This window comes from Candidatus Dactylopiibacterium carminicum (genome assembly GCF_014736495.1).
GTDB lineage: Bacteria > Pseudomonadota > Gammaproteobacteria > Burkholderiales > Rhodocyclaceae > Uliginosibacterium > Uliginosibacterium carminicum.
The window spans coordinates 39,326-61,169 of record NZ_MDUX01000015.1; the positions used below are offsets into that span (position 1 = coordinate 39,326).

Annotated in this window: 20 protein-coding genes; 15 read left to right on the forward strand and 5 right to left on the reverse strand. The window is 61.0% G+C overall.

The window, feature by feature from the left end:
- Positions 1-128: 128 nt before the first annotated feature.
- Both phaC and rluD read right to left on the reverse strand, forming a co-directional pair.
- The gene (phaC, locus tag BGI27_RS06535) at positions 129-1,880 is read right to left on the reverse strand and encodes a class I poly(R)-hydroxyalkanoic acid synthase (RefSeq protein ID WP_223871643.1); all 1,752 of its coding nucleotides are present in this window, start codon (positions 1,878-1,880) and stop codon (positions 129-131) included.
- A 323-nt stretch (positions 1,881-2,203) separates the two neighbouring features.
- Positions 2,204-3,184: a 23S rRNA pseudouridine(1911/1915/1917) synthase RluD gene (rluD, locus tag BGI27_RS06540; RefSeq protein ID WP_420886920.1), complete on the reverse strand. Its 981-nt coding sequence runs from the start codon at positions 3,182-3,184 to the stop codon at positions 2,204-2,206.
- Here rluD and BGI27_RS06545 point away from each other — a divergent pair.
- From BGI27_RS06545 to BGI27_RS06565, 5 genes are all read left to right on the forward strand, one after another.
- On the forward strand, positions 3,171-3,932 hold the full coding sequence (locus BGI27_RS06545; protein WP_095524091.1) for an outer membrane protein assembly factor BamD: 762 nt from the start codon (positions 3,171-3,173) through the stop codon (positions 3,930-3,932). The two genes, rluD and BGI27_RS06545, sit on opposite strands and share 14 nt — an antisense overlap.
- A gap of 5 nt (positions 3,933-3,937) precedes the next feature.
- Positions 3,938-4,585: a LysE family translocator gene (locus tag BGI27_RS06550; RefSeq protein WP_095524092.1), complete on the forward strand. Its 648-nt coding sequence runs from the start codon at positions 3,938-3,940 to the stop codon at positions 4,583-4,585.
- Positions 4,586-4,729: 144 nt separating this feature from the next.
- Entirely contained in the window at positions 4,730-6,646 is a 1,917-nt protein-coding gene (locus BGI27_RS06555) for an ABC transporter substrate-binding protein (RefSeq protein WP_095524093.1), read from the forward strand.
- A gap of 321 nt (positions 6,647-6,967) precedes the next feature.
- The gene (locus BGI27_RS06560; protein WP_095524094.1) at positions 6,968-8,224 is read left to right on the forward strand and encodes a putative Na+/H+ antiporter; all 1,257 of its coding nucleotides are present in this window, start codon (positions 6,968-6,970) and stop codon (positions 8,222-8,224) included.
- Between the two features lie 161 nt (positions 8,225-8,385).
- Complete coding sequence (locus BGI27_RS06565; protein ID WP_095524095.1) at positions 8,386-8,592, forward strand: hypothetical protein; 207 nt, start codon at positions 8,386-8,388, stop codon at positions 8,590-8,592.
- Position 8,593: 1 nt separating this feature from the next.
- On the opposite strand, the gene BGI27_RS06570 is transcribed toward BGI27_RS06565, so the two are convergent.
- Positions 8,594-9,592 carry a LacI family DNA-binding transcriptional regulator gene (locus tag BGI27_RS06570; RefSeq protein ID WP_095524096.1) on the reverse strand — a complete coding sequence of 333 codons (999 nt, stop codon included), beginning with the start codon at positions 9,590-9,592 and terminating at the stop codon, positions 8,594-8,596.
- Positions 9,593-9,727: 135 nt separating this feature from the next.
- On the opposite strand from BGI27_RS06570, the gene BGI27_RS06575 reads away from it, so the two are divergent.
- Positions 9,728-11,545: a hypothetical protein gene (locus BGI27_RS06575; RefSeq protein ID WP_141239731.1), complete on the forward strand. Its 1,818-nt coding sequence runs from the start codon at positions 9,728-9,730 to the stop codon at positions 11,543-11,545.
- Between the two features lie 25 nt (positions 11,546-11,570).
- Here the strand turns inward: BGI27_RS06575 and BGI27_RS06580 are convergent, their stop codons facing one another.
- Positions 11,571-12,284 carry an ABC transporter ATP-binding protein gene (locus tag BGI27_RS06580; RefSeq protein WP_095524098.1) on the reverse strand — a complete coding sequence of 238 codons (714 nt, stop codon included), beginning with the start codon at positions 12,282-12,284 and terminating at the stop codon, positions 11,571-11,573.
- Between BGI27_RS06580 and BGI27_RS06585 the strand changes: the two genes are divergently transcribed.
- The 6 genes from BGI27_RS06585 (at position 12,271) to BGI27_RS06610 (ending at position 17,551) form a co-directional block, all read left to right on the forward strand.
- On the forward strand, positions 12,271-12,876 hold the full coding sequence (locus BGI27_RS06585) for an arylesterase (protein ID WP_095524110.1): 606 nt from the start codon (positions 12,271-12,273) through the stop codon (positions 12,874-12,876). The two genes, BGI27_RS06580 and BGI27_RS06585, sit on opposite strands and share 14 nt — an antisense overlap.
- Before the next feature lie 97 nt (positions 12,877-12,973).
- Positions 12,974-13,498, forward strand: a complete 525-nt coding sequence (locus BGI27_RS06590) for a gamma carbonic anhydrase family protein (RefSeq protein WP_095524099.1) — start codon at positions 12,974-12,976, stop codon at positions 13,496-13,498.
- The gene (gene dtd / locus BGI27_RS06595) at positions 13,495-13,932 is read left to right on the forward strand and encodes a D-aminoacyl-tRNA deacylase (RefSeq protein WP_095524100.1); all 438 of its coding nucleotides are present in this window, start codon (positions 13,495-13,497) and stop codon (positions 13,930-13,932) included. Before BGI27_RS06590 ends, dtd begins: the two co-directional genes overlap by 4 nt.
- Positions 13,929-14,432 carry a C40 family peptidase gene (locus tag BGI27_RS06600; protein ID WP_095524101.1) on the forward strand — a complete coding sequence of 168 codons (504 nt, stop codon included), beginning with the start codon at positions 13,929-13,931 and terminating at the stop codon, positions 14,430-14,432. Before dtd ends, BGI27_RS06600 begins: the two co-directional genes overlap by 4 nt.
- Before the next feature lie 93 nt (positions 14,433-14,525).
- Positions 14,526-15,689 (forward strand): DUF2863 family protein, encoded by a 1,164-nt coding sequence (locus BGI27_RS06605; protein ID WP_095524102.1) that lies wholly within the window; start codon positions 14,526-14,528, stop codon positions 15,687-15,689.
- Positions 15,690-15,727: 38 nt separating this feature from the next.
- Complete coding sequence (locus BGI27_RS06610) at positions 15,728-17,551, forward strand: glutamine--tRNA ligase/YqeY domain fusion protein (protein WP_095524103.1); 1,824 nt, start codon at positions 15,728-15,730, stop codon at positions 17,549-17,551.
- Positions 17,552-17,599: 48 nt separating this feature from the next.
- Here the strand turns inward: BGI27_RS06610 and epsL are convergent, their stop codons facing one another.
- The gene (gene epsL / locus BGI27_RS06615; RefSeq protein WP_095524104.1) at positions 17,600-18,829 is read right to left on the reverse strand and encodes an XrtB/PEP-CTERM-associated polysaccharide biosynthesis outer membrane protein EpsL; all 1,230 of its coding nucleotides are present in this window, start codon (positions 18,827-18,829) and stop codon (positions 17,600-17,602) included.
- A 206-nt stretch (positions 18,830-19,035) separates the two neighbouring features.
- Between epsL and BGI27_RS06620 the strand changes: the two genes are divergently transcribed.
- The 3 genes from BGI27_RS06620 to BGI27_RS06630 form a co-directional block, all read left to right on the forward strand.
- The gene (locus tag BGI27_RS06620; RefSeq protein ID WP_095524105.1) at positions 19,036-20,439 is read left to right on the forward strand and encodes an undecaprenyl-phosphate glucose phosphotransferase; all 1,404 of its coding nucleotides are present in this window, start codon (positions 19,036-19,038) and stop codon (positions 20,437-20,439) included.
- A gap of 140 nt (positions 20,440-20,579) precedes the next feature.
- Complete coding sequence (locus BGI27_RS06625) at positions 20,580-21,278, forward strand: N-acyl amino acid synthase FeeM domain-containing protein (protein ID WP_095524106.1); 699 nt, start codon at positions 20,580-20,582, stop codon at positions 21,276-21,278.
- Positions 21,279-21,464: 186 nt separating this feature from the next.
- The coding region (locus tag BGI27_RS06630; protein WP_172425480.1) for a Rossmann-fold NAD(P)-binding domain-containing protein at positions 21,465-21,844 on the forward strand (380 nt) is incomplete at its 3' end.

A 21,844-nucleotide genomic window follows, 5' to 3' on the forward strand; every position in this document is an offset into this window, starting at 1 on the left:
GCCACGGGGATGGTGACGCCACCACATGCAGCAGGGATTGCGGCCCGCTGCGTCTCGATACATCGGAAACATCAGACTGGCGAGTAGTTCCGCCACATGCCGACAGCGCAACAGGTGAAAAACAAGCTTCAGGCCCGTTCTTTCACATACCGGCCTGGTGCCGCTTCTATCTGCCGGTATTCGCGTGACCCCAGCTTGCTACGCGCAGCCACCAGATCTCCGCTGCGTGCCTTGAGCCACTCCACCCAATTCGGCCACCAGCTGCCACGGTGCTCCACCGCACTTTCAAGCCATTCCTCCGCAGTCGCCACAGCCGTCGCATTGGTCCAGTAACTGCGTTTGTTCTTTGCCGGCGGATTGACCACGCCAGCGATGTGACCACTGGCACCAAGCACGAAGGTGCTTTCACCGCCAACCAGGCGACGCCCCAGAAAGGAGGTTCGCCACGGCACGATGTGGTCTTCACGTGTGGCCACGAAATAACTCGGGCAATTGATGCGCCCGAGATCGATGGACTCACCCAGCATGGTGAGCTTGCCAGGTACGCGCAGGTTGTTTTCTAGATAGGTGTTGCGCAAGTAGTACGCGGCAAATGGTCCGGACAGATTGGTGCTGTCGGAATTCCAGTAAAGCAGGTCGAAAGCCGTCGGGGTATTACCCTTGAGGTAGTTGTCGACCACGTAATTCCAGATCAGATCGTTCGGCCGGAGAGCCGAGAACACCTGAGACAACTCGCGTCCATGCATCAGACCGCCTTTGCCGATCGTAGCTTCGCGCGCCGCCACGAATCTCTCATCGATGAAACAAGCGATATCGCCCGTCTCGGAAAAATCGAGCATGGAGGTCAGGAAGGTCGCGCTTTCAATCGGATCTTCCCCGCGGGCGTATGCCACGGCCAGCGCAGACGCAAGCAGTGTTCCGCCAATGCAGAACCCCAGTACGTTGGGCTTCTGCACTTTGGTCAGCGTACGCACGATCTGCAGGCTGAGAAGAATGCCTTGGTCCAGATAATCGTCCCAGCCAAGCTGCGCCTGGGCGGCGCCCGGATTCCTCCAGGAGATCAGGAATACCGTGATGCCCTGCTCGACGGCGTAGCGGACAAAGGAATTCTCTGCCTGCAGATCGAGAATGTAATACTTGTTGATATTGGGTGGCACGATCAGCAGCGGCTGCTTGCTGACCTTCTCGGTCAGCGGCGCGTACTGGATCAGCTGCATCAATTCATTTTCGAAGATCACCGCCCCTTCGGTGGTCGCCAGATTGCCGCCAACCTCGAAGGCCGCATCATCGGTCATCGAGATACGGCCTTTCTCCACATCACCGATCAGATTCAGCAATCCCTTGCTCAGGCTCTCGCCTTTGGTGTCCAGTGCTTTCTGCACGACTTCAGGATTGCTCGCCAGGAAGTTCGAGGGAGCAAGCGCATCCACGTATTGGCGAGTCATGAACTGCAAGCGGCTTTTCGCGACCTTGTCCGTGATCGGCAGCGCATCCGCCACGGCAGTCAGGAAGTTGGCGTTGATCAGATAAGCCTGCCGCATGTAGTCATGCAGCGGGCTGGAACTCCACTCCGGCGCGTTGAAACGCCTGTCTCCCGCACCGGGAGAAACGATGGGCTCACTCTCCACGCCTGGTTTGCGCTGGGCCATCGAACGCCACAAACGCCCATGCAGCTCGGCGTGTTCGCGCTGCAGTCTGCGGATCTCGTCATTCTCCAGCCCTGGTGCCGCAGCTCCGCCAAAGGCTGGGAAACCCGCCAGATTGCTCGGCGGAGCACTCTCCGTCACCTTGCCAAGCATGCCGAAGAAACCCTGCACGAAATTCTGGCTTGCCCGTACCCAAGCTTCCGCAGTTTCCCGCGATTGCTCCGGATTGATCATGCACGCTCCTCCTGAAATAGAATCCGGGAATACACAGGCCCGCTTGGACGTACCTGCCATGATGGAGCGGCCATTGTTGCCATGCACAAAGAACAGCGTCAATCGAGGCCCGGAAGCCTGCCCCTATGTACATAGTCGTAATCGCCTGGCTTTTTGTCGCACTGCTGGTCGCACTCGATCAGGCGTCAATCATCGCCATGCTCCTGAGCTTCATGTTCGGGGGTGTGCTCCCGCTGGCACTGCTGTGGTGGATTCTCGGGACGCCAGCACGATCCCGCGCTAGGCAGGCCAGAGAGTCTCGCAATAAAGACTGACACCGTGCATCACATGCCACGCAGGGCTGCAAGCAAGGCCTCTATGTCCTCAGCCAGAGAAATCCGCCAGTTCATCGTTTCACCGCTGGCGGGATGTACCAGCCCGAGCTGGAAGGCATGCAGTGCCTGTCGTGAAAACCCACGGGTGACCGCTGGTGGTGTACGGCGACCAGCATAGACAGGATCACCGATCAGGGGATGCCCCAGATGTGCCATATGCACGCGGATCTGATGGGTGCGCCCGGTTTCCAGCACGCACTCCACTGCACACGCACCCGCAAAACGCTCGATCACCCGAAAATGCGTACGTGCCTCGCGCCCACCCTGTACCACTGCCATCCGCGTACGCTGGGTAGGATGGCGATCAATCGGTGCGTCCACCACGCCACTGGCTGGCGTATCACCGGTCACTACGGCCAGATAGTGGCGCTTCACGGTGCGTGCCTGCAGTTGACGCACGAGGTCAGTCTGTGCCGCCAACGTGCGCGCAACGACCATCAGACCGGAAGTATCCTTATCCAGGCGATGCACGATCCCCGCACGTGGCACGGTTGCCAGCGCAGGATCGTGGGCCAGCAAACCATTGAGCAGAGTCCCAGTCCAGTTGCCGCTCCCTGGATGCACCACCAGCCCGGCAGGCTTGTTGATGACGATGATGTGCTCGTCCTCAAATTCGATCTGCAGCGGGATCGGTTCCGGCTCGGCGGTTTGCAGAGCAGGATCGGCCTGGATCCAAAGTTGAAGGCGCTCACCGCCGCGCATCCGTGCGCGGACATCGTGCAAAGTCTGCCCGTCGCTACAGACACGCCCGTCACGGATCCAGGTCTGCAGGCGGCTGCGCGAGAACTCAGGCAGCAGCCCTGCCAACGCCGCATCCAGACGCAGCCCGGCCAGGGTCAAAGGAACAACGAACTCACGCAGGTCGCCTTCTGGGCTTCCGCTATAATCGTCGTCATTACTCTCGGTAGGTATCGGAATGTCTAAGCTCACCCTGCGCAGGGTACCGTTTGTCCTCGCCCTGTGCCTGCTGACTGCCTGCAGCAGCACACCTCCAGCCCCTGCTGCAACGGATCCTCAAGTCGCCTACCGACAGGCCAAAGAGCAGCTGGATGGGGGCCTCTTCGAAGATGCGATCAAATCCTACGAGCAGCTTGAAGCCCGCTTCCCTTATGGCCGCTACGCGCAGCAGGCCCAGCTCGATATCGCCTACGCCTATTTCCGTCAAGGTGAGGCGGAATCTGCCCTGGCTGCCTGTGATCGTTTCATTCGCCTTTACCCCAACCATCCGAATGCCGACTACGCCTACTATCTCAAGGGGCGCGTGTATGAGAATGACCGTATCGACAGCTGGTTCTCCTTCTTGCCGCAGCAGCCACTTTCCGAACGTGACTCCACTGCGATCAACAATGCGTTCGAAACCTACCGTCTGCTGAGTACACGCTTTCCGAATAGCCGTTACGCAGTCGATGTCCAGGAACGCATGCGCAATCTGGTCGAAGCCCTGGCGACGCACAATCTGAACACCGCTAACTACTACCTTGCGCGACGCGCGCCACTAGCCGCAGCCAACCGTGCCCAGGAAATCATCACCCGCTTCCCGCAGTCGAAACAGGTCGAGGATGCATTGGTCGTCATGGTGCGTGCCTATCGCGATCTGCAACTGACCGATCTGGCCAGTGACGCCGAGCGCGTGCTACGTCAGAACTATCCCAATAATCGCTTGGTCACCGGCGGGTAATCTTCATGGCACTGGAAACGCTGCTGCTGTTTTTACCCGCAGCGTTCCTTCTGTCCCTCGTCCCCGGGCCGGACAATCTCGGCGTGCTGGCGCTCGGTCTGGCGCAAGGACGCCGCGAAGCACTGGGATTCGCGCTGGGATGTTCGGCCGGCTGTCTGAATCACACCCTACTGGCCGCACTCGGCGTCACCGCCCTGTTGCGAGGATCTCCGCTGGCTCTAGGTGCTTTGCAATGGGCTGGTGCAGCATGGCTCGCCTGGATCGGTTGGCAGACACTGCGCAGTCGCCCAGGAATCAGCCCCCAGGAGGCAGCGCCGGATGTAGAAGGCTTCACGCAGCAATTCCGCCGCGGGCTCATCGCCAATGCCATCAATCCAAAGGTGGCGCTTTTTTTCCTGGCGTTCCTGCCTCAATTCGTCTCTCCGCAAGGCTGGGCTACCGGCTGGCAGATCGCAGTGCTGGGCCTGCTCTTTGCGATCTGCGCGACGCTGATCTTCAGCGGCATCGCCCTGACGGCAGCGCGCCTTGGGGGCTGGCTCAGACGGCATCCGCGAAGCGCTGCGACACTGCACTATGGCAGTGGCCTCCTGTTTCTCGCACTGGCGCTGCGATTGCTTCTCTCACCCCTGGATGCCCAGCCACGCGCGGGGTAGAACAGTAAACGATTTCCATCGGGACACCTGCTTCCTAATCGAAGTGCTTTTCATCAGGGGAAACCCAAACTTGACCCGGCAAGTTAAACGTTTTACCTTAAATCATCACAAACGCTAGCCCAGCATTTTCCCGAGGAGACATTCATGTCGAACCATCGCATCACCCCAGCGTTGTCGGCAGCACTCGCCTGTGCTGCGCTGGGGCTTTCGCTCCCTGCGCACGCCCTGCGTGAAGCGCCATCGCTCGCTCAGACCGTAGCTGCCAAACAACTACCACCCATGGCCCAGCGCCTGCCCGAGAAGCCTGAGGTCGTGACGCCGCTCAAGCAGACCGGCACCTACGGCGGCACCTTGCGCACAGCAATGCGCGCCAGCGCAGACCACAACAGCATCCTGCGCGTGGTCGGCAATCAAGGGCTGGTGCGCTGGAGCATGGACTTCAACAACGTGCTGCCCAATCTGGCCGAGTCCTGGACCCTGAGCCCGGACGGCAGCGAGTACACCTTCGTATTGCGCCGGGGCGCACGCTGGTCCGACGGGAAGCCCTTCACTGCGGAGGATGTGCTGTTCTCGATGAACGATCTGGTCTACAACCGTCAGTTCTTCGTCAGCCCGCCCGAGCAATACGTTGCCAAGGACAAACCAGCGGTGATCAGCAAGGTGGATGAATACACCGTGCGCATCAAATTCGCAGGCCCCAACCTACTCTTCCTGGAGCAGCTCGCCACACCGATCGGCCAGCATCCCACGATGTATCAAAAGGCCTATTGCAGCCAGTTCCATCCGAAATACAACCCGAAAGTGGACGAACTCGTCGCCAAGGAAAAGCAGAAGGACTGGGCCGCGTTGCTACGCCAGAAGTGCGGTGACATCGAAACCCCGTCGCGCTGGAGCAATCCGGAGCGCCCGACGATGGATCCCTGGGTAATCAAGGAGCCTTACACAGGCAATGCCACCCGCGTACTGCTGGAGCGCAACCCTTATTTCTGGCAGGTGGACACAGCAGGCCAGCAGTTGCCTTATCTTGACCGCGTACAATTCCAAGTAATCTCCGAGGTGGAAACCATCGTGCTGGCCGCCCTCAATGGCCAGCTTGACTACCAGCATCGTCACATCACCAGCATCCAGAACCGGCCCGTCCTGGCCGAGAACGCAGCCCGCAGCGGCTACAAGGTCATGGCCCTGCCCGGCACGGGGGCCAATTCGGTGGGCCTGTACCTGAACCACTCGACGCAGAATGCCAAGCTGCGTCCGCTGATGCGCAACAAGGATTTCCGCGTGGCGCTATCCCTGGCGCTGGATCGCAAGGAAGTGAACGACATCGTCTATCTCGGCCAAGGCTTGCCTTGGCAGATCGGGCCGTTGAAACAGTCGAAGTGGTACAATGAGAAGCTAGGCACCCAGTATCTAGAACATGATCTCAAGCGCGCCAATGCTCTGCTTGATGGCCTCGGCCTGACCAAGCGGGATAGCGACGGCTATCGGCTATACGCGGACGGCGGACGCGTTTCGCTGAATGCCATCGTCTCCATTGCCTGGAGCAACCAGGTGGAGACACTGGAGCTGGTCCGCCGCCATCTAGCCCAGGCGGGCATCGAATTGGTGATCCGCAGTTCGGAACGCTCGCTCTTCTACGACCGCGCCAACAATAATGACTACGACATCAGCGTCGACACCGTGCCTGGTGGCATGGACGTCACGCTGAACCCACGCGCCATCGTCGCCATCAACCCGATGGAATCCCGCGTGAGCCTGCCCTGGGCACGCTGGTACCTGTCCGGCGGCAAGCAAGGTGAAGAGCCCTCGCCCGCCATGAAAAAACGCCTGCAACTCTTCGATCAATGGCGTGTCGCGCCCACACCTGCCGAAGCAGAGCGCCTGCTGCGTGAAATCCTGGCGTCTGCCGCTGATGAGTTCGAGATGATTGGCGTGGTCCGCTCTCCCAGCGATACCGCAATCCGCAACCTCAAGCTGCAGAACGTGTATGAACAGATGCTGGTGAGCTGGGTCTATCCCAACCCCGCCCCGGCGCTGCCGCAGCAGTGGTTCTTCAGCAAGTGACCCCGGAACCCGCAGAACAGGCGGGCATCAAATAACCTGTTCGTCCTCCTCCATTTAGGCCCCGGCTTCCACCGGGGCCTTTTTCTTGCCTTCGGACTCCCGCCATCACTCCGGCCAAAATCTGCGCTTTGCCGCCAGGGCCTAGAAATAGGCAGCACGGTCGTAAACCCGACAAAACAGTCCCTTTGCTTTGGACATTGATGCACCATAACGCGCCATGCGACACGGAGGGGCACTCCGGCGCGGTTCTTGCGTCAGCACTCCATCGCGCCCGAGCCACTGCGGCACGCGTTTCCTCCCTGAAACCCAGAAGCTCACAATATGAATCCAAGCACCCTCGAAATCATCGGCAGCGTCCTCTTCGCCATCGCGCTGATTCACACCTTCTCGGCAAAATTCTTCGAAAAACTGGCCCATCGTCAGCCCGGCCACGCCGGCGTCTGGCATCTGCTGGCAGAGGTGGAAGTCGTCTTCGGTTTTTGGGCCATGATCCTCGTGCTGTACGTTCTGCTGACCCAGGGCAAGGATGCGATGGCGCATTTCCTGGATTCACAGAACTTCACCGAGCCCATGTTCGTATTCGCCATCATGGTGGTCGCCGGCTCCCGCCCCATCCTCCAGGTGGCGCTGCGATGCATGCGCATCATGGCGGCGCTGGTACCGCTGCCAAGAGGCGCGAGCTTCTATCTCGTCACACTTTCACTGGTGCCACTGCTCGGTTCGTTCATCACGGAACCCGCTGCGATGACCCTGGGTGCGTTCATCCTCTATGACCGCTACTACACAAAAAACATCTCCACGCGCCTGAAGTACGCCACCATCGGCGTACTTTTCGTCAATGTTTCCATCGGCGGCACCCTGACGCCTTACGCAGCCCCCCCGATCCTGATGGTGGCCGGCAAATGGAACTGGGATCTGGCTTTCATGTTGACCACCTTCGGCTGGAAATCCGCCATCGCGGTCTGCGTAAACGCGCTGGGGGCGACCTTGCTTTTCCGCAAAGAGCTGGCGGGGCTTCAGCATGAAACCCAAAGTGAAAGGGCGCCTGTACCATTGCCGGTCATCATCGCCCACCTCCTGTTCCTTGTCGGCGTGGTCGTGTTTGCCCACCATCCTGCGGTATTCATGGCCTTGCTGCTGTTCTTCATCGGCTTCGCCCATGCCTATGAACGCCATCAGGATTGCCTGATCCTGCGTGAGGGCCTGATGGTGGCTTTCTTCCTGGCTGGGCTGGTGGTGCTGGGAGGCCTGCAGAAATGGTGGCTGCAGGATCTGCTGGCCGGGCTTTCGGATACCACCTTGTATTTTGGCGCCACGGCACTGACCGCGATCACCGATAACGCAGCGCTGACCTATCTGGGCTCGCTAGTGGAAGGCGTGGATGACGCCTTCAAATATGCGCTGGTCTCCGGTGCCGTCACTGGTGGTGGCCTCACGGTGATTGCCAACGCGCCCAACCCGGCGGGCTATTCGATCCTGCGTACAGCGTTCGAGGACAACGCAGTGAACCCGCTTGGCTTGCTCGCCGCAGCAGCGTTGCCGACGCTGGTAGCGATCTGCGCCTTCCGCCTGCTCTGAATGCGTGCCGCTTGTCATGCCTGACGCATGGCAAACGGTTGCCTGTGGGGTGACGAAAGAGAAATCAGACACCCCGCCGCCGGGGCAGATGGGCACCTTCCGATTCCAGCGCAGGCCTGTGGGCTATATCGGAAAACACCGGATCCGTCAGAAAGCCCATCATGCAAGTCGAAGACCAATCCCCGGCAGGCGAACGCCGCGAAACGCTCTCCGAGCTAGAGGACCTGCTGCATGTCGTACAGGAGATGTGCCGTCGCCTGAGCTATGAAACCCATGGCGACGCGTTTCCCCGGGTACAGGAACTCAGCGCGCTGCTCCTTCAGGCCCGCGAACTGGTATCAGGCCTCCGTCAGGCGGAGGCAGACTGAATCAGCCGACCCGGGCTGTCGAGGCACGTGGCACCAGCCGTGGCTCCAGCAGAACGTCGCGCTCGATGCCGGACTTGTCGCGCACGGCCTCCAGCAACAGATTCATCGCGGCCTCGCCCTGCTCTTCACTGCGCATGTTCACCGAGCTCAGTGGCGGGTGCATGAAAGCCGCCACGGGGATGTCATCGAAGCCGGCAATGGCGACATCCTCCGGCACGCGGATGCCCAGCGTCTGTGCCTCATGCATCAGGCCGATCGCAACCAGATCGTTGTAGGCAACCACGGCATCCGGGCGCTCATTGCGTAGCAGCAGGGCGGAAGCCTCACGCTGCCCGCCTTCCATGGTGGGCCACTCCACGGCATGTGTGATCGGAGAGAGCCCGGCCTCCTGCAAGGCTTCGGCCAAGCCCGCCAGGCGCTCACCATCCCAACGTGCCTGTGGAAAGCCCAGGTAGGCGATACGGCGACGACCCGTCTCCAACAGATGGCGACCCAGCATATAAGCCGCACGATGACCATCGGTACGCACGCAACGGATGCCTGCGGCATCGCGGCGTCCGAAGAAAACCACGGGCTTGCCGAGCTCTCCCAGCCAGGCAAGCGACTCATCCGGCAGGCGCGAACTCACGACCAAACCATCGACCCGCCCAGAAAGAGCCTCCAGCAGTTGCCGTTCGCTGGCGGCACGTTCCTGCACGTCGACCACCAGCAGGTTGTAATCCTGCGCCAGCGCCACCCGGTTCGCCCCCTTGATGATATTGGCGAAGTGGGGGTTGCGCACGTCCTGCACCGCCAATCCCACGGCGCGGGTCTGGCCGGTGACCATGCTGCGTGCCTGGGGATTCAGCCGGTAGCCCAGACTGGCGATCGCCTCGGCCAGGCGCTTTTCCACTTCGGGCGTAAAGCGTTGCAGACCGTTGAGATATTTCGACACCGTGGCCGTGGATACCCCGGCAGCAGCAGCAACATCGCGAATCGTGGGCGGGCGTTTGGCAGGCATGGCATTCAGACTCGCGGAAGGTAACGGCGTTACCTTATTGCCGACAACGCCCCATAGTCAATTACCCTAATCAATGTTGACTCCCTGGCAGGACAAGCCTAATCTATAAGTTAATCGTTTAACTGCAATTTTCCCATGAGTCTTCCTTACCCCTCCCCGTTCATGGATGCCCCACCGTCCCCCCTCGCCAGAAGCCCTTTCGACGAGATCGTGACCCAGCATTTGCTGCCACAGCTCGATCATTTCTGTGCCCGGCTTCTGGCGGAACGCAGGGATCTCCAGCTCGACGGCGAACTGGTATTCAGCGGCAAAGACAAATTCCTGCCGGGCAAGATCGCCAAAGGCATGAGTTATCTGCTGCTGGCACAACCAGTGGGCTCATCGGCGCAGGCCAGGCACCTTGCCGCATTCGGAGAAATAGCTCAGCTGACCCTGGAGGATGCCAACGACAGCTGGGGCATCTATTACTACCTGTCTGCCCTCAACGGCTTGCGTGAAGCCGGCCTGCTGACACGCGCCCTCAGCGCTGGCCAACTCGCCGCACTGGCCGACAAGCTGGATTGGCGCCATTTCGTCGATGCGGAAAGCTTCCGCCTCAAGGAACTGCCGACCAATTACTACGGCGTAGCCTTCTCCATCGCCCGCCTGCGCTTCCTGCTCGGCTGGGAAGACTCACGCGCCAGCGAGATCCTGCTCGACAAAACGCTGGAGCACTACCGCACTTACTCGGGTGAGTACGGCTTTTCCGATGAAACCGAGGGCCAAGGACGCTTCGACCGCTACAGCGTGCTGCTGGTCGCCGAAATCTGCCAGCGCTTCATCGAAACCGGGCTCGAGGTCACGGAACAGCTCCGCATCTGGCTCAAGCGCGCCAGCGACGTAGTACTGGGCCAGCTCTCAGTGAATGGCGCCGGCTTCAGTTTCGGCCGCTCCATCGGCGCCTACGGCGATACAGCCTTCGTCGAGATCCTGACCACGGCCGCCCACCTGGATCTGCTGACACCCGCACAACTCGATCTGGCCTACGCCGCCTGCACGACCAGCGCGGCCCGTTACGCGGAATTCTGGTTTGATGCCGAAACCCATTCCGTCAATCTCTGGGATCGTGGCCGTCGCACCGACACCTATCGCGGCAAGCATCGCATCCTTGGCGAAAATCTCAGCCTGCTGCACCAGCTGTTCTACACCGCGCGCCAATGGGAAGCGCTCGGCTTCCATGGCAAGCCACCGATGGCAGACTTCTCGGCGGCGCTCGCTGAGCTGCCACGCCATGCGCTGACCTGGTTCGCCCGCGGCGAGCATGACCGAACCTTGATCACCTGTCGTGATGGCACGCATGTGATCAGTCTCCCCCTCATCAGCGGTGGCAGCGGTTACCACAGCCAGAATCCCTACTTCAGCATCCCCTTTGCCGACGGCCTGATCCAGGCCGCACCGGATACCGGGTGGCCGCAGCTGTTACCCCGCCTGCTGCTCGCGGATGGCAGCGAACTGATTCCGGCGGCGTTCCAGCAAGATCTGCAGATCGAGCAACAGGGCGAACAACTGCTGGTCCGCTTCCACCAGGCCGCACTGGATCGCCTGGGCGGAACGGAACCCCAGGCGGACACTCGCGTACGGGTCAGCACCACCTACCGCTTCGCACCGGGTGAGATCACGCGCGAGGATTGCTTCACTCCACAGGAGCCCTTGCAGGGTGCACGCCTCAGCATCGAGTTCGGCAGCTTCAGTCGCCTGCCGCAATGTGAAGGATGCGAGGTACGCTTCGCGGAGGGGCTGGTGAATGAGATCGCATTCGAAGGCGCGGAACAATTACAGGTTGCCGACATATCGACCGATCCGGACTATCACACGCCCACCGGCCCCTTGCTCACCCGCGTACGCGCCGAAACCGGCGAGCTGCCCGCCGCAGGCCCCTGGCGCCTGCGCTGGCATATGCGCTATCGCAACTAATGCCACTCGGGCAGTTGTAGCGCCATCAATCCTGTAGCGCCGCAGCCTCCAGCATGCGCCCACCACGCAGGCGGATGCTGCGATGGCAGGCATTCGCCAGCGCCTCATCGTGAGTCACGAGCAACAAGGTCGTACCGGACTCTCGGTTCAACGCAAAGATCAGTTCGATGATCTGGCGGCCGGTCTGCACATCCAGATTGCCGGTCGGCTCGTCCGCGAACAGAATCGCGGGCTGCACCGCAAAAGCCCTGGCCAAGGCCACGCGCTGCTGTTCGCCCCCGGAAAGCTGGCGCGGATAGTGGCGCCCGCGCGCGTCCAGCCCCACGCGCTCCAGCCAGTGGCGGGCCAGCTGCGCGGCATCGCGCCGCCCGACCAGCTCCAGCGGCATCATCACGTTCTCCAGCGCGGTCAGGGCCGGCAGCAACTGGAAAGACTGAAACACGAAGCCGATCCGCTCGCCACGCACGCGCGCCCGCGCATCCTCATCCAGCACGGAAAGATCGTGGCCAGCCAGTTCGACACTGCCAGCGGTGGGAACATCCAGCCCGGCGAGCAATCCCAGCAGGGTGGATTTGCCGGAGCCTGACGCACCGACGATGGCCACGGTCTCGCCGCCGGCCACCTCGAAACTGATCTCCTGCAGAATATCGAGCGCGCCGCCATCGGCCAGCGCCACGCGCTTGCCCAGTCCGCTGACCCGTAGAACCGTTCCGGAGGCTTGTTGCATGTCTCGTTTCATGGTGTTCCTGTTTGCTTGTTTGATGTTGCCTGCCGCACAGGCAGCCACGATCCTGGTCTGGGGCGACAGCCTCTCGGCCGCTTACGGCATCCCGCAGGAAACGGGCTGGCCGAAGCTGCTCGAAGCCAAGCTGAAAGCCGAAGGCTACCGGTACGCAGTAGCCAATGCCAGCATCAGCGGCGAAACCACGGCCGGTGGCCTGGCCCGCCTGCCCGCCGCGCTGGTGCAGCACAAACCGGATGTCGTGATTCTCGAGCTGGGTGCCAATGACGGCCTGCGTGGCCTGTCGCTGGATGCCATGCGCAGCAACCTCGACACGATGATCCATGCCTCTCAGAAGGCCGGCGCCAAAGTGTTGCTGGTCGGCATGCGCATGCCGCCGAACTTGGGCCCGCGATATACCGACAAGTTCCACGCGACCTTCACCGGGCTGGCAGCCGAACGCCGTACTGCGCTGCTGCCCTTCCTCATGGAAGGATTTGCCGGGCAACGCGATCTTTTCATCGATGACGGCATCCACCCGACAGCCAAGGCGCAGCCGCTGATCCTTGCAAACCTGTGGCCGAAACTGCAGCCCCTGCTGCGCAAATGATCCCGCCGCTGGCGGCTATGCCCCGTCCGCACGGGCTGTTATCATTCTTGGCGCTACTGTGCGTAGCAGCATTTCTTTTGAATCAAAGGTATAGCGCATGGCGGTCTTCGCCCTTGACGAGATTTCCCCGATCCTGGACGAAAACGTCTGGGTTGCGGACAGCGCACACGTGATCGGCCGGGTGATCCTCGGCGCCGACGCCAGCGTGTGGTTCAACGCCGTATTGCGCGGCGACAACGAGCCGATCACCATCGGCGCGCGCACCAACATCCAGGATGGCTGCGTGCTACATACTGACCCCGGTGTCCCACTGACCATCGGCGCGGATGTCTCGGTAGGCCACATGGCCATGCTGCATGGTTGCACCGTGGGCGAAGGCAGCCTGATCGGCATGAACGCCACCTTGCTCAACCGCTCCGTGATTGGCAAGCATTGCCTGATCGGCGCCAAGACACTGATCCCGGAAGGCAAGGTGATTCCGGACCGTTCGCTGGTGGTGGGCACGCCCGGGCGCATCATCCGCGAACTGACCGACGAGGAAGTCGCCCGCCTGGCGGCCAGCACCGACGCCTATATCCGCCAGGCACGGCGTTTTCGCGCCGGCTTGCGCAAGCTTGCATGATCGCGCTGATCCAGCGCGTACGTCATGCCTCGGTCAGTGTAGAAGGCCGCGAGGTTGGTGCTATCGACGCAGGGCTGCTGGCCCTGGTCGGCATCCAGCGTGAGGATGATCAACAGGCTGGTCAGCGTCTGCTCGACAAACTGCTGGCCTTCCGTGTCTTCTCCGATGAGCGTGGGCGTATGAACCGCTCGCTCGCGGATACCGGCGGTGGCCTGTTGCTGGTCTCGCAGTTCACGCTTGCGGCCGACACCCGCAGCGGCACACGCCCCAGCTTCACGCCGGCAGCCCCGCCCGATCTGGCGCGCACGCTGTTCGATTCCTTCGTCGAGAGCGCCCGCAGCCGGCACGGCAAGGTCGCCTGCGGCGAATTCGGAGCCGACATGCAGGTCAGTCTGCTCAACGATGGCCCCGTCACTTTCTGGCTGGAAACATGAGACGCCTTTTCGCCGCTTGCTCACTTGCCCTGCTCGCGGCCTGCGGTGGCCAGCCCGCCAAGCGCCCCACTCCAACGCCAACGCCTGCCGAGCGTCCGGCTCCCCATCTGCGCCTTGAGGATCAATACGCCGCCAACGAAATCGTCCTGCGCGCCATGGGGCTGCTCGATACCGGCTACCTCTTCGGCGGCCGCAACCCGGAAGCCGGGCTGGACTGCAGCGGCATGGTCAGTCTGGTAGTGGAACAGGCCACCGGCCTGCTCTTGCCGCACAACGCCGCGCAGATCGCCTCGCGCACGCGCAAGATCGCACGCAGTGAATTGCGCGCAGCGGATCTGGTGTTCTTCAACACCAATGGCAAGCCCTATTCGCACATGGGCATCTACCTGGGTGACGGACGCTTCATCCACGCGCCCTCCTCACGCGGCAAGGTTCGCGTCGAAAGCATTGACAAGGCCTACTGGACGCAGCGCTTCACCGCCGCACACAGCCTGTTCTGATCGCGCGCAAAGGCTCCCGGCAACGGCGTTGCGCCGTTCCTGCAAGGCGATTTGTAATAGACTCCCGCCCTTGCCATTGAACAAGCCATCAACATGAAACGCAACCGTTTCGGGCGCCGCAGCAGCCTGCCGCGCGAAGCCGAAGAGCTGCTGCGCCTGGCCAGTGGCCTGGCGGACTCAGGCAGCCGCGCCGAAGACAGTTACTGGGAGGCGAGCCTGTTTGGCGCCATCATCGATCAGCTCCAGGGCGCCGGCGAAGAAGTGCTCAACGCCACGCTGGATCAGGCCTACATCGCCAATCCGCGTGCTTACGATGTGCTGGCCGACTGCATCGAAACCTGCGCGGAACAAAATGACGTCGCCGAAGGGCAACTGCTGCTGATCGCGGCCCCCCTGCTGGCCTGGTCGCGTTTTTCCATTCCCGCCACACCAATCCCAACCAAGGTACTGCAGAACCTGCGTGTGCATCTGCAGGCCCATGTACTGGCGCGTAACGTCAAACTCGCTCTGGCCGACGTGCTGTTCAGCCCAGACCAGCTGCCGCAGGGTTACTGCGATACGGCATCCTTCACCGCCAGCCTTGCGGACGCCGCCCGCAACGGTGCCACGGCAGCCATCGATCCCTCGGCACTGCCGGAGACGAACCGTTTTCTCTCCGACGTACGCTATTTGCTGGGTGCCGTCATCGTGCTCCCCGGCGAACCTGTGTTCCGCTGGCAGGAGGCCGATGGCTCACGCGAACAGGCACTCTCACAATGGCGTTCCCAAGGGGGCGCCTGCCTGCAGCCATTGCTGCCCGGCTGTGCCACCGAACTCGTGCTACCGGATGCCTATTTTGCGGCCTGCCGCGAGGCAGACCGCGCCTCGCGCCCTTACTCCATCCAGGCGTCGGTGGCCTTCCTATCCACTACGCTGGATGTCTCTCCAGCGGAACTACGCGCAGTAATCGCTCCGTTCCACGAGCAGCAGCTCGAAGAATTCCGCATCGGCTTCACACACGGCGATGGCGGCCAGGTGGTACATGGCGTGGTCTGGCCACTGCTGGGGCAGGAAGATGACCCGGCCGAAGTGCTGGCCCAGATCGGAAGCATGCTCAAGGAATGCGGCATGACGCGCATACAGCAACTGGATCAGCGCTTCCCTCTCGAGTACTGCGATGATTGCAGCGTACCGCTCTATCCGTCTCCCGAAGGCGAGGCGGTGCATGCCGAGCTGCCCGAAGCGCAGGCAGAGCAAGTGCCTCGCCATCTGCATTGATAGCCCCCGACCGACACCCTATACGCGGAAACCGAATCGTGAGTACCACCGAAAAGCCCGCCGCCAGTGCGGCCACACCGACTACCAATTTTCTTCGCAACATCATCGAGGCCGAGCTTGCCGAGGGCAAGTTCGTCGGCCGTGGCTGGGCCGGCCAGCCAGGTGAGGGCAGCCTGCATGCAGCAGCCCCTCTCGACCCGGCAAAGATCCGCACGCGCTTCCCGCCCGAGCCAAACGGCTATCTCCACGTGGGGCACGCCAAGTCGATCTGCCTGAATTTCGGGCTCGCTCGCGATTTCGGTGGTGTCTGTCACATGCGCTTCGACGACACCAATCCCGAAAAGGAAGAACAGGAATACGTCGACTCCATCCTTGATGCAGTACGGTGGCTGGGCTTCTCGTGGGACTCGAACGACACCTCGCATCTCTTCTATGCGAGCAACTATTTCGACTTCATGTACCACGCGGCCGAACTGCTCATCGAACGTGGCCATGCCTACGTCGACCAGCAGAGCGCGGATGAGATGCGTGCCACCCGCGGCACGCTGACCGAGCCGGGGCAGAATTCCCCCTGGCGCGATCGCCCGGTAGAGGAAAACCTGCGACTGTTCCGGGAGATGCGCGAAGGCAAGCACACCGAAGGCAGCCTGGTGCTGAGAGCGAAGGTCGACATGGCTTCGCCCAACATCAACCTGCGCGATCCCGCCATCTACCGTATCCGCTTCGCCGAACACCACAACACCGGCAACAAGTGGTGCATCTACCCGATGTACACCTTCGCGCACCCGATCGAGGATGCGCTCGAACGCATCACGCATTCGATCTGCACGCTGGAGTTCGAGGATCAACGGCCGTTCTACGACTGGCTGCTGGCGCAGTTGCGTGACGCCGGCATGTTCGCCGATCCGTTGCCGCGCCAGATCGAATTTGCGCGAATGAACCTGACCTACGTGATCACCAGCAAGCGCAAGCTGATGCAGCTGGTCAACGAAAAACACGTGGATGGCTGGGACGATCCGCGCATGCCCACCATCGTCGGTTTGCGCCGCCGTGGTTACACCCCTGCGAGTCTGCAGATGCTGGCCGAGCGCACAGGCGCCTCGAAATCCAATTCCTGGATCGATTTTTCGGTGCTCGAAGGCTGTCTGCGCGAGGATCTCGAAGAAAAGGCCGCACGCGGAATGGTCGTACTGGACCCGCTGCGTCTGCGCCTCACCAACTGGGACGCCCTCTTCGGTGCCGATCATGTCGAGCCCTGCACGGCACCGGTCCACCCGCATCATGAAGAGATGGGGGTGCGCAAGTTCAATCTGACACCGGAAATCTGGATCGAGCGCGAGGATTTCCAGGAGATCCCAGAAAAGGGCTTCCGGCGGCTCTATCCGCCCCGCACCGATGCAAACGGCGCGGAGATCGCGGGCAACATGGCACGCCTGAAATACGGATACGTGATCAGGTGTACCGGCTGCGAGAAAGATGCGGACGGCAAGATAGTCACGGTACTGGCCGAGATCGTGCCGGACACCAAGAGTGGCACACCCGGCGCCGACAGCGTCAAGGTCAAGGGGGTGATCACCTGGGTTTCCGCTTTCCTGGGGTTGCCGGCGGAAATCCGCCTCTATGACCGCCTGTTCACAGATCCGCAACCCGATGCGGGCGGCAAGAACTTCCTCGACGCGCTCAACCCGGAGGCCAAGCGGATTGTCCAGGGCTGGATCGAGCCTTCACTGGCACAAGCCATGGCAGGAGCCAGCTTCCAGTTCGAACGCCACGGCTATTTCGTCGCGGATCGCATCGATCACACGCCTGGCAAGCCGGTGTTCAATCGGACCACCACGCTCAAGGATAGCTGGGGCAAATAAAGAAAACGGGCCTCTTCCGAGGCCCGTTTTTCATCCAGCATTCCGTGCTCAGAAACGGTAGAACGCACTCAGTGTCACTTGGCGGTCAATGAAATCATAGGTGTTCTGATTGGAGTCGCGTTTTTCGTAACGCAAGCCGAGATTCAAGGAGAGGTCCGGCGTCACGGCATGTTTGGCCGCCATACGCAGCACCTGGATGCGATCCGTACGGTCGGAGTTGTCATTGACCACGTTGCCTGACGAAAGCGCCTGATAACCATCGAATTTGCGATGGCGATAAGCGACCTCGCCAGATAGCTCAAGTTTCGCCGTGGCCTGCCAGCTCGGGCTGACGGACAGGCCGGTCGTTTTTGCGTACGAGCCCCAGCCGTCTCCGACGGAACCGACATCGCGCGCCAGACGCGTCTCGATGGTGGTTGCCCCGGTTGGCTTGAACCGATAGGCCACATAGCCGGCAAGACCTGTGAAATCCAGGTAGTCCAGATTCTCATGGCGACTGCGGACCAGGGAAATGCCTGAATCCAGCGTTGAGCGGCCTGATGCGACCCAACGGCTGTTCAGGCGCAGCTCGTCCTGGTTGTAGCTGTAGTCGTTGCTGCCACTACGGTTGAAGTAGTCGTAGACACTGCGCCGGTAACGCAGCTCGACATAGTTGCCGGTACGCGGCGCATACCGGACGCCAGCGTCATAAGCATCAACTCTCGATTCGCCGGAGCGGAACTCCTCAAGGCTATTACGGTTCTCCGCCTGAGTCACACTGGCCACTCCCAACCAGTCACCAGCTATACGCAACAGTACGTCGCCACCATAGGTTTCTGTAGTGAGCATGTTCCGCCCGGACCAGGTGATGCTTTCGTCGAAATTGCTCATGGCGCGGGAGCGTCGGTAGAAAGCCCCGGCCTCGCTGGCTGTGCCGAAACCCATCCGCCAAGCCAGGAAACCCTGATAGGACTGGTGATCGAGTCTCGTGAATTCCTGGTATTTGGCCTGGGTGGCCCCCAGATCACCATAGACGCGCTGACGGCCGAAACTCTTGTTCATCTCGCCACGTACCGTGGTGTACGAGATCAGGTCATCCTGCTGGGAATATCCCTGGGGCAGGCTCTCATCCGGGATCCGGAAGACGTTGTCGTCATAGGAAAAACTCTGCCCGATATTCAAGCCGAACACGTCACCCTCCGAGGCAGCCAGCGTCGAAGGGGCATGAATGGCAAGCATGAGGGCCAGGAACAAGGCCGGGCGGATGGCTTGCGGCGCGGGGGAGGCTGAGGGGTTCATAGTGTGGGATCTTCTTCGTAGCGGAGTGGCAGGAAAGGCCGCACGGGCGACGCCGACCAGCAAGGGAGCCTGAAGAATTGCAGCATCCCGCTCAGGGGGCAGCAAGCAATATCTCACGAAGAGCAAGAAATACCTCACGAATCCGCGCTGAAAAGGTATGAGGCTGGGGTATTCTCACACCCCTGACTCACTGCTGACCCTGCAAGATGTTGGGCATTCTCGAACGCCAAAAATTCGGTGGTCTTCTGCGCTCGCGCGTCACCTTGATCAGTGCGATCGAGATGTTTCTCGATCCCTGCGTGATCATGAGCTGCCTGCTTGCCACGGCCCTGTGGTTCGACGAACCGCTGGGCGCGCAGTACATGATTCTTGCCCTGCTGGCTTTTTCGCTCAGTTTCCCCGGCAACCTGAGCCTCATGGATTCGCAGCGCCGCATCGTGCGCAAGGGCATCATGAGCTGGGGGCTGGTGATCGGTCTGCTGTTCCTGTTCGGCTATGGGAGCGGGCTGGACCGCTTCTATCCCAACAATGTGCTCTGGAGCTGGGCGGCGCTGAGTCTAGTCTGCGTGCTGGGCGCGCGCCTGGGGATACGCAGCTGGCTGCCCCGCCTGCTGGCGGATCGCCGACGCAACCCCGCAGTGGTGGTTGGCGGCAACGCGCTGGGGCAGACCCTGGCCCGGCAATTTGCCAACAGCCCACATCTGGGTGTGGAGGTACTTGGCTTCTTCGATGATCGCAGTGCCGAACGCCTGGCCGCGGAAAACGAACACAGCCCCGAATTGCTTGGGCGGCTTGACTCCCTGGCCGATTACGTCAAGCACAATCACATTGAGCAGGTCTACATCGCGTTGCCCATGGCCAGCCAGCCACGCATTCTCAAGCTGCTGGACGACATGAAGGACACCACGGCCTCCATCTACTTCGTGCCGGATATCTTCGTGACCGACCTTATCCAGGGGCGCATGGAGACCGTCAATGGCATCCCGGTGGTTGCTGTCTGCGAAACACCGTTCACCGGTCTCAACGGCGGGCTCAAGCGCGCATCGGATATCGTCCTGGCTCTCCTCATCCTCGCGCTGATCTGGCCAATCCTGCTGATCTGCGCGCTGTGCGTAAAACTCTCCTCCCCTGGACCGATTATCTTCCGGCAACGCCGTTACGGCCTCGATGGACGGGAAATCCTGGTCTACAAATTCCGCTCCATGACCGTCTGCGAAGATGGCAGCGTAGTCACCCAAGCTACACGCAATGATCAGCGCATCACGCGCTTCGGTGCCTTGGCACGCAAGACTTCGCTGGATGAACTGCCCCAGTTCATCAACGTGCTGCAAGGACGCATGAGCATCGTCGGCCCTCGTCCGCATGCCGTCGCGCACAACGAGCTATACCGCCGGCAGGTCAAAGGCTACATGATCCGCCACAAGGTCAGGCCCGGCATCACTGGCTGGGCCCAGGTGAATGGCTGCCGTGGAGAGACCGAAACGGTGGACAAGATGGAAAAGCGCATCGAATACGATCTGGAATACCTGCGCAACTGGAGCCTGTCGCTGGATCTCTGGATCATCGCCAAGACTGTCGGCCTCATGCTGAAGGACAGTAAAGCCTACTGACGAATATCGCGTAAAAACCGCCGCAAGAGGAAAAAACTCAGAAAAATCATGGCCGCGTAATCCGATGTCCCTATAATGAGTAGGCGTTTTGGTGTAGCACGAATGAATTAGCCCTTAGAGGCATTACATCGGAGTCCACCGTGGCCAGGGACAAAGTCTTCCCACCGCCTGCCGGCAGCGCTTATCAGTGCACGCGCATCCAGCGTGCGGATCTGTGCGTGGACCAACATCCTTTGCTGTTTGAAAGTCTCCGTGAACTGGCGTTGGAAAGCTGCCTAGAAGTCGCTGGCTGCACGCTACGCATCGGGCTGGCAGCATCCACATGGCAACTGCAACAGGCGCGTGCCCTGCTGGAGCATTTCCAGCTGGCGCCGGCCAGGGTCTTCGACCCAAACCACGCAGCCCATCCAGAAGATCACGCGGTAGCACTCGCACTATCAGTCGGCCCCGTAAGATCGAGTCAGCCCCGAGCCCGCGGCGTCATTGCGCTGCACCGCGACAGCACACACGGATTGCATCTCGACCGTCGCCATCGTGCCAGTCTCGATCGTTTACGCGCGTGCGGTGCCCGGCTGGCCGAAGTCGAACAATTAGTCTTTGATCGCAGCGCACATCTCACGCCTTTACTGCCGCCCATGATTCAGGTGCTGGCCGAATCGGTCAGTACCTGGGGTATCACAGACATCGTTACAGAATGCCCGCGGCAGCATGCTTCCTTCTATTGCACGCAATTCGGTTTCCGGCGCGTCCGTGATGCAAGTTGCCACAGCAGCCATGTACTGCTGCACCTGCCTGAACTCCGTATCCAGAAATTGCAATCCCTGATGAGAACAAACTGAGCATGTGCCTGGCCGTTATCGCCGGTGCGTCACGGGGGCTGTGCTCAGCCTTGGCTTAACCACTGCCTGCAGCTCGGAACCACGCTCGTTGAATTCTCGCGCAGCGCGCCGCACCCATGGTCAGTACGATGTGGCCTGAGCAAGCCGCTGGCTGCACAGGCCTGCATCCACGCGACGTTGGCTCCCTTGAGCAATCACTCCTGGACTGAAATCCTGGCCTTCAACAAGGCAGCTGTGCTGACTCCCGTAGGACCACTCACGCGTGTCAATGCGGAAGCAGTACTGGAACGCCTGAATCTCAACCTGGGCAGCGGTCTGCTGTTCATGCAGACGATACTCAGCACTTTCACCGATATGCCTTGCAGCAAGACACTGGTCAATCTGTCATCCGGTGCGGCAATGCGAGGGCTGGCGGATTGGTCACTGTGCTGTGCCAACAAGGTTGGGCTGGATGGTGCGGTCCACGCGCTGGCGGTGGAGCAGGAAGCGCTTCCTCATCCATTCCGGCTCCTGAATCGCCCCCGGTTCACTAGACACTTCGAAGCCTTAAGCTGGCAACCAAGTGG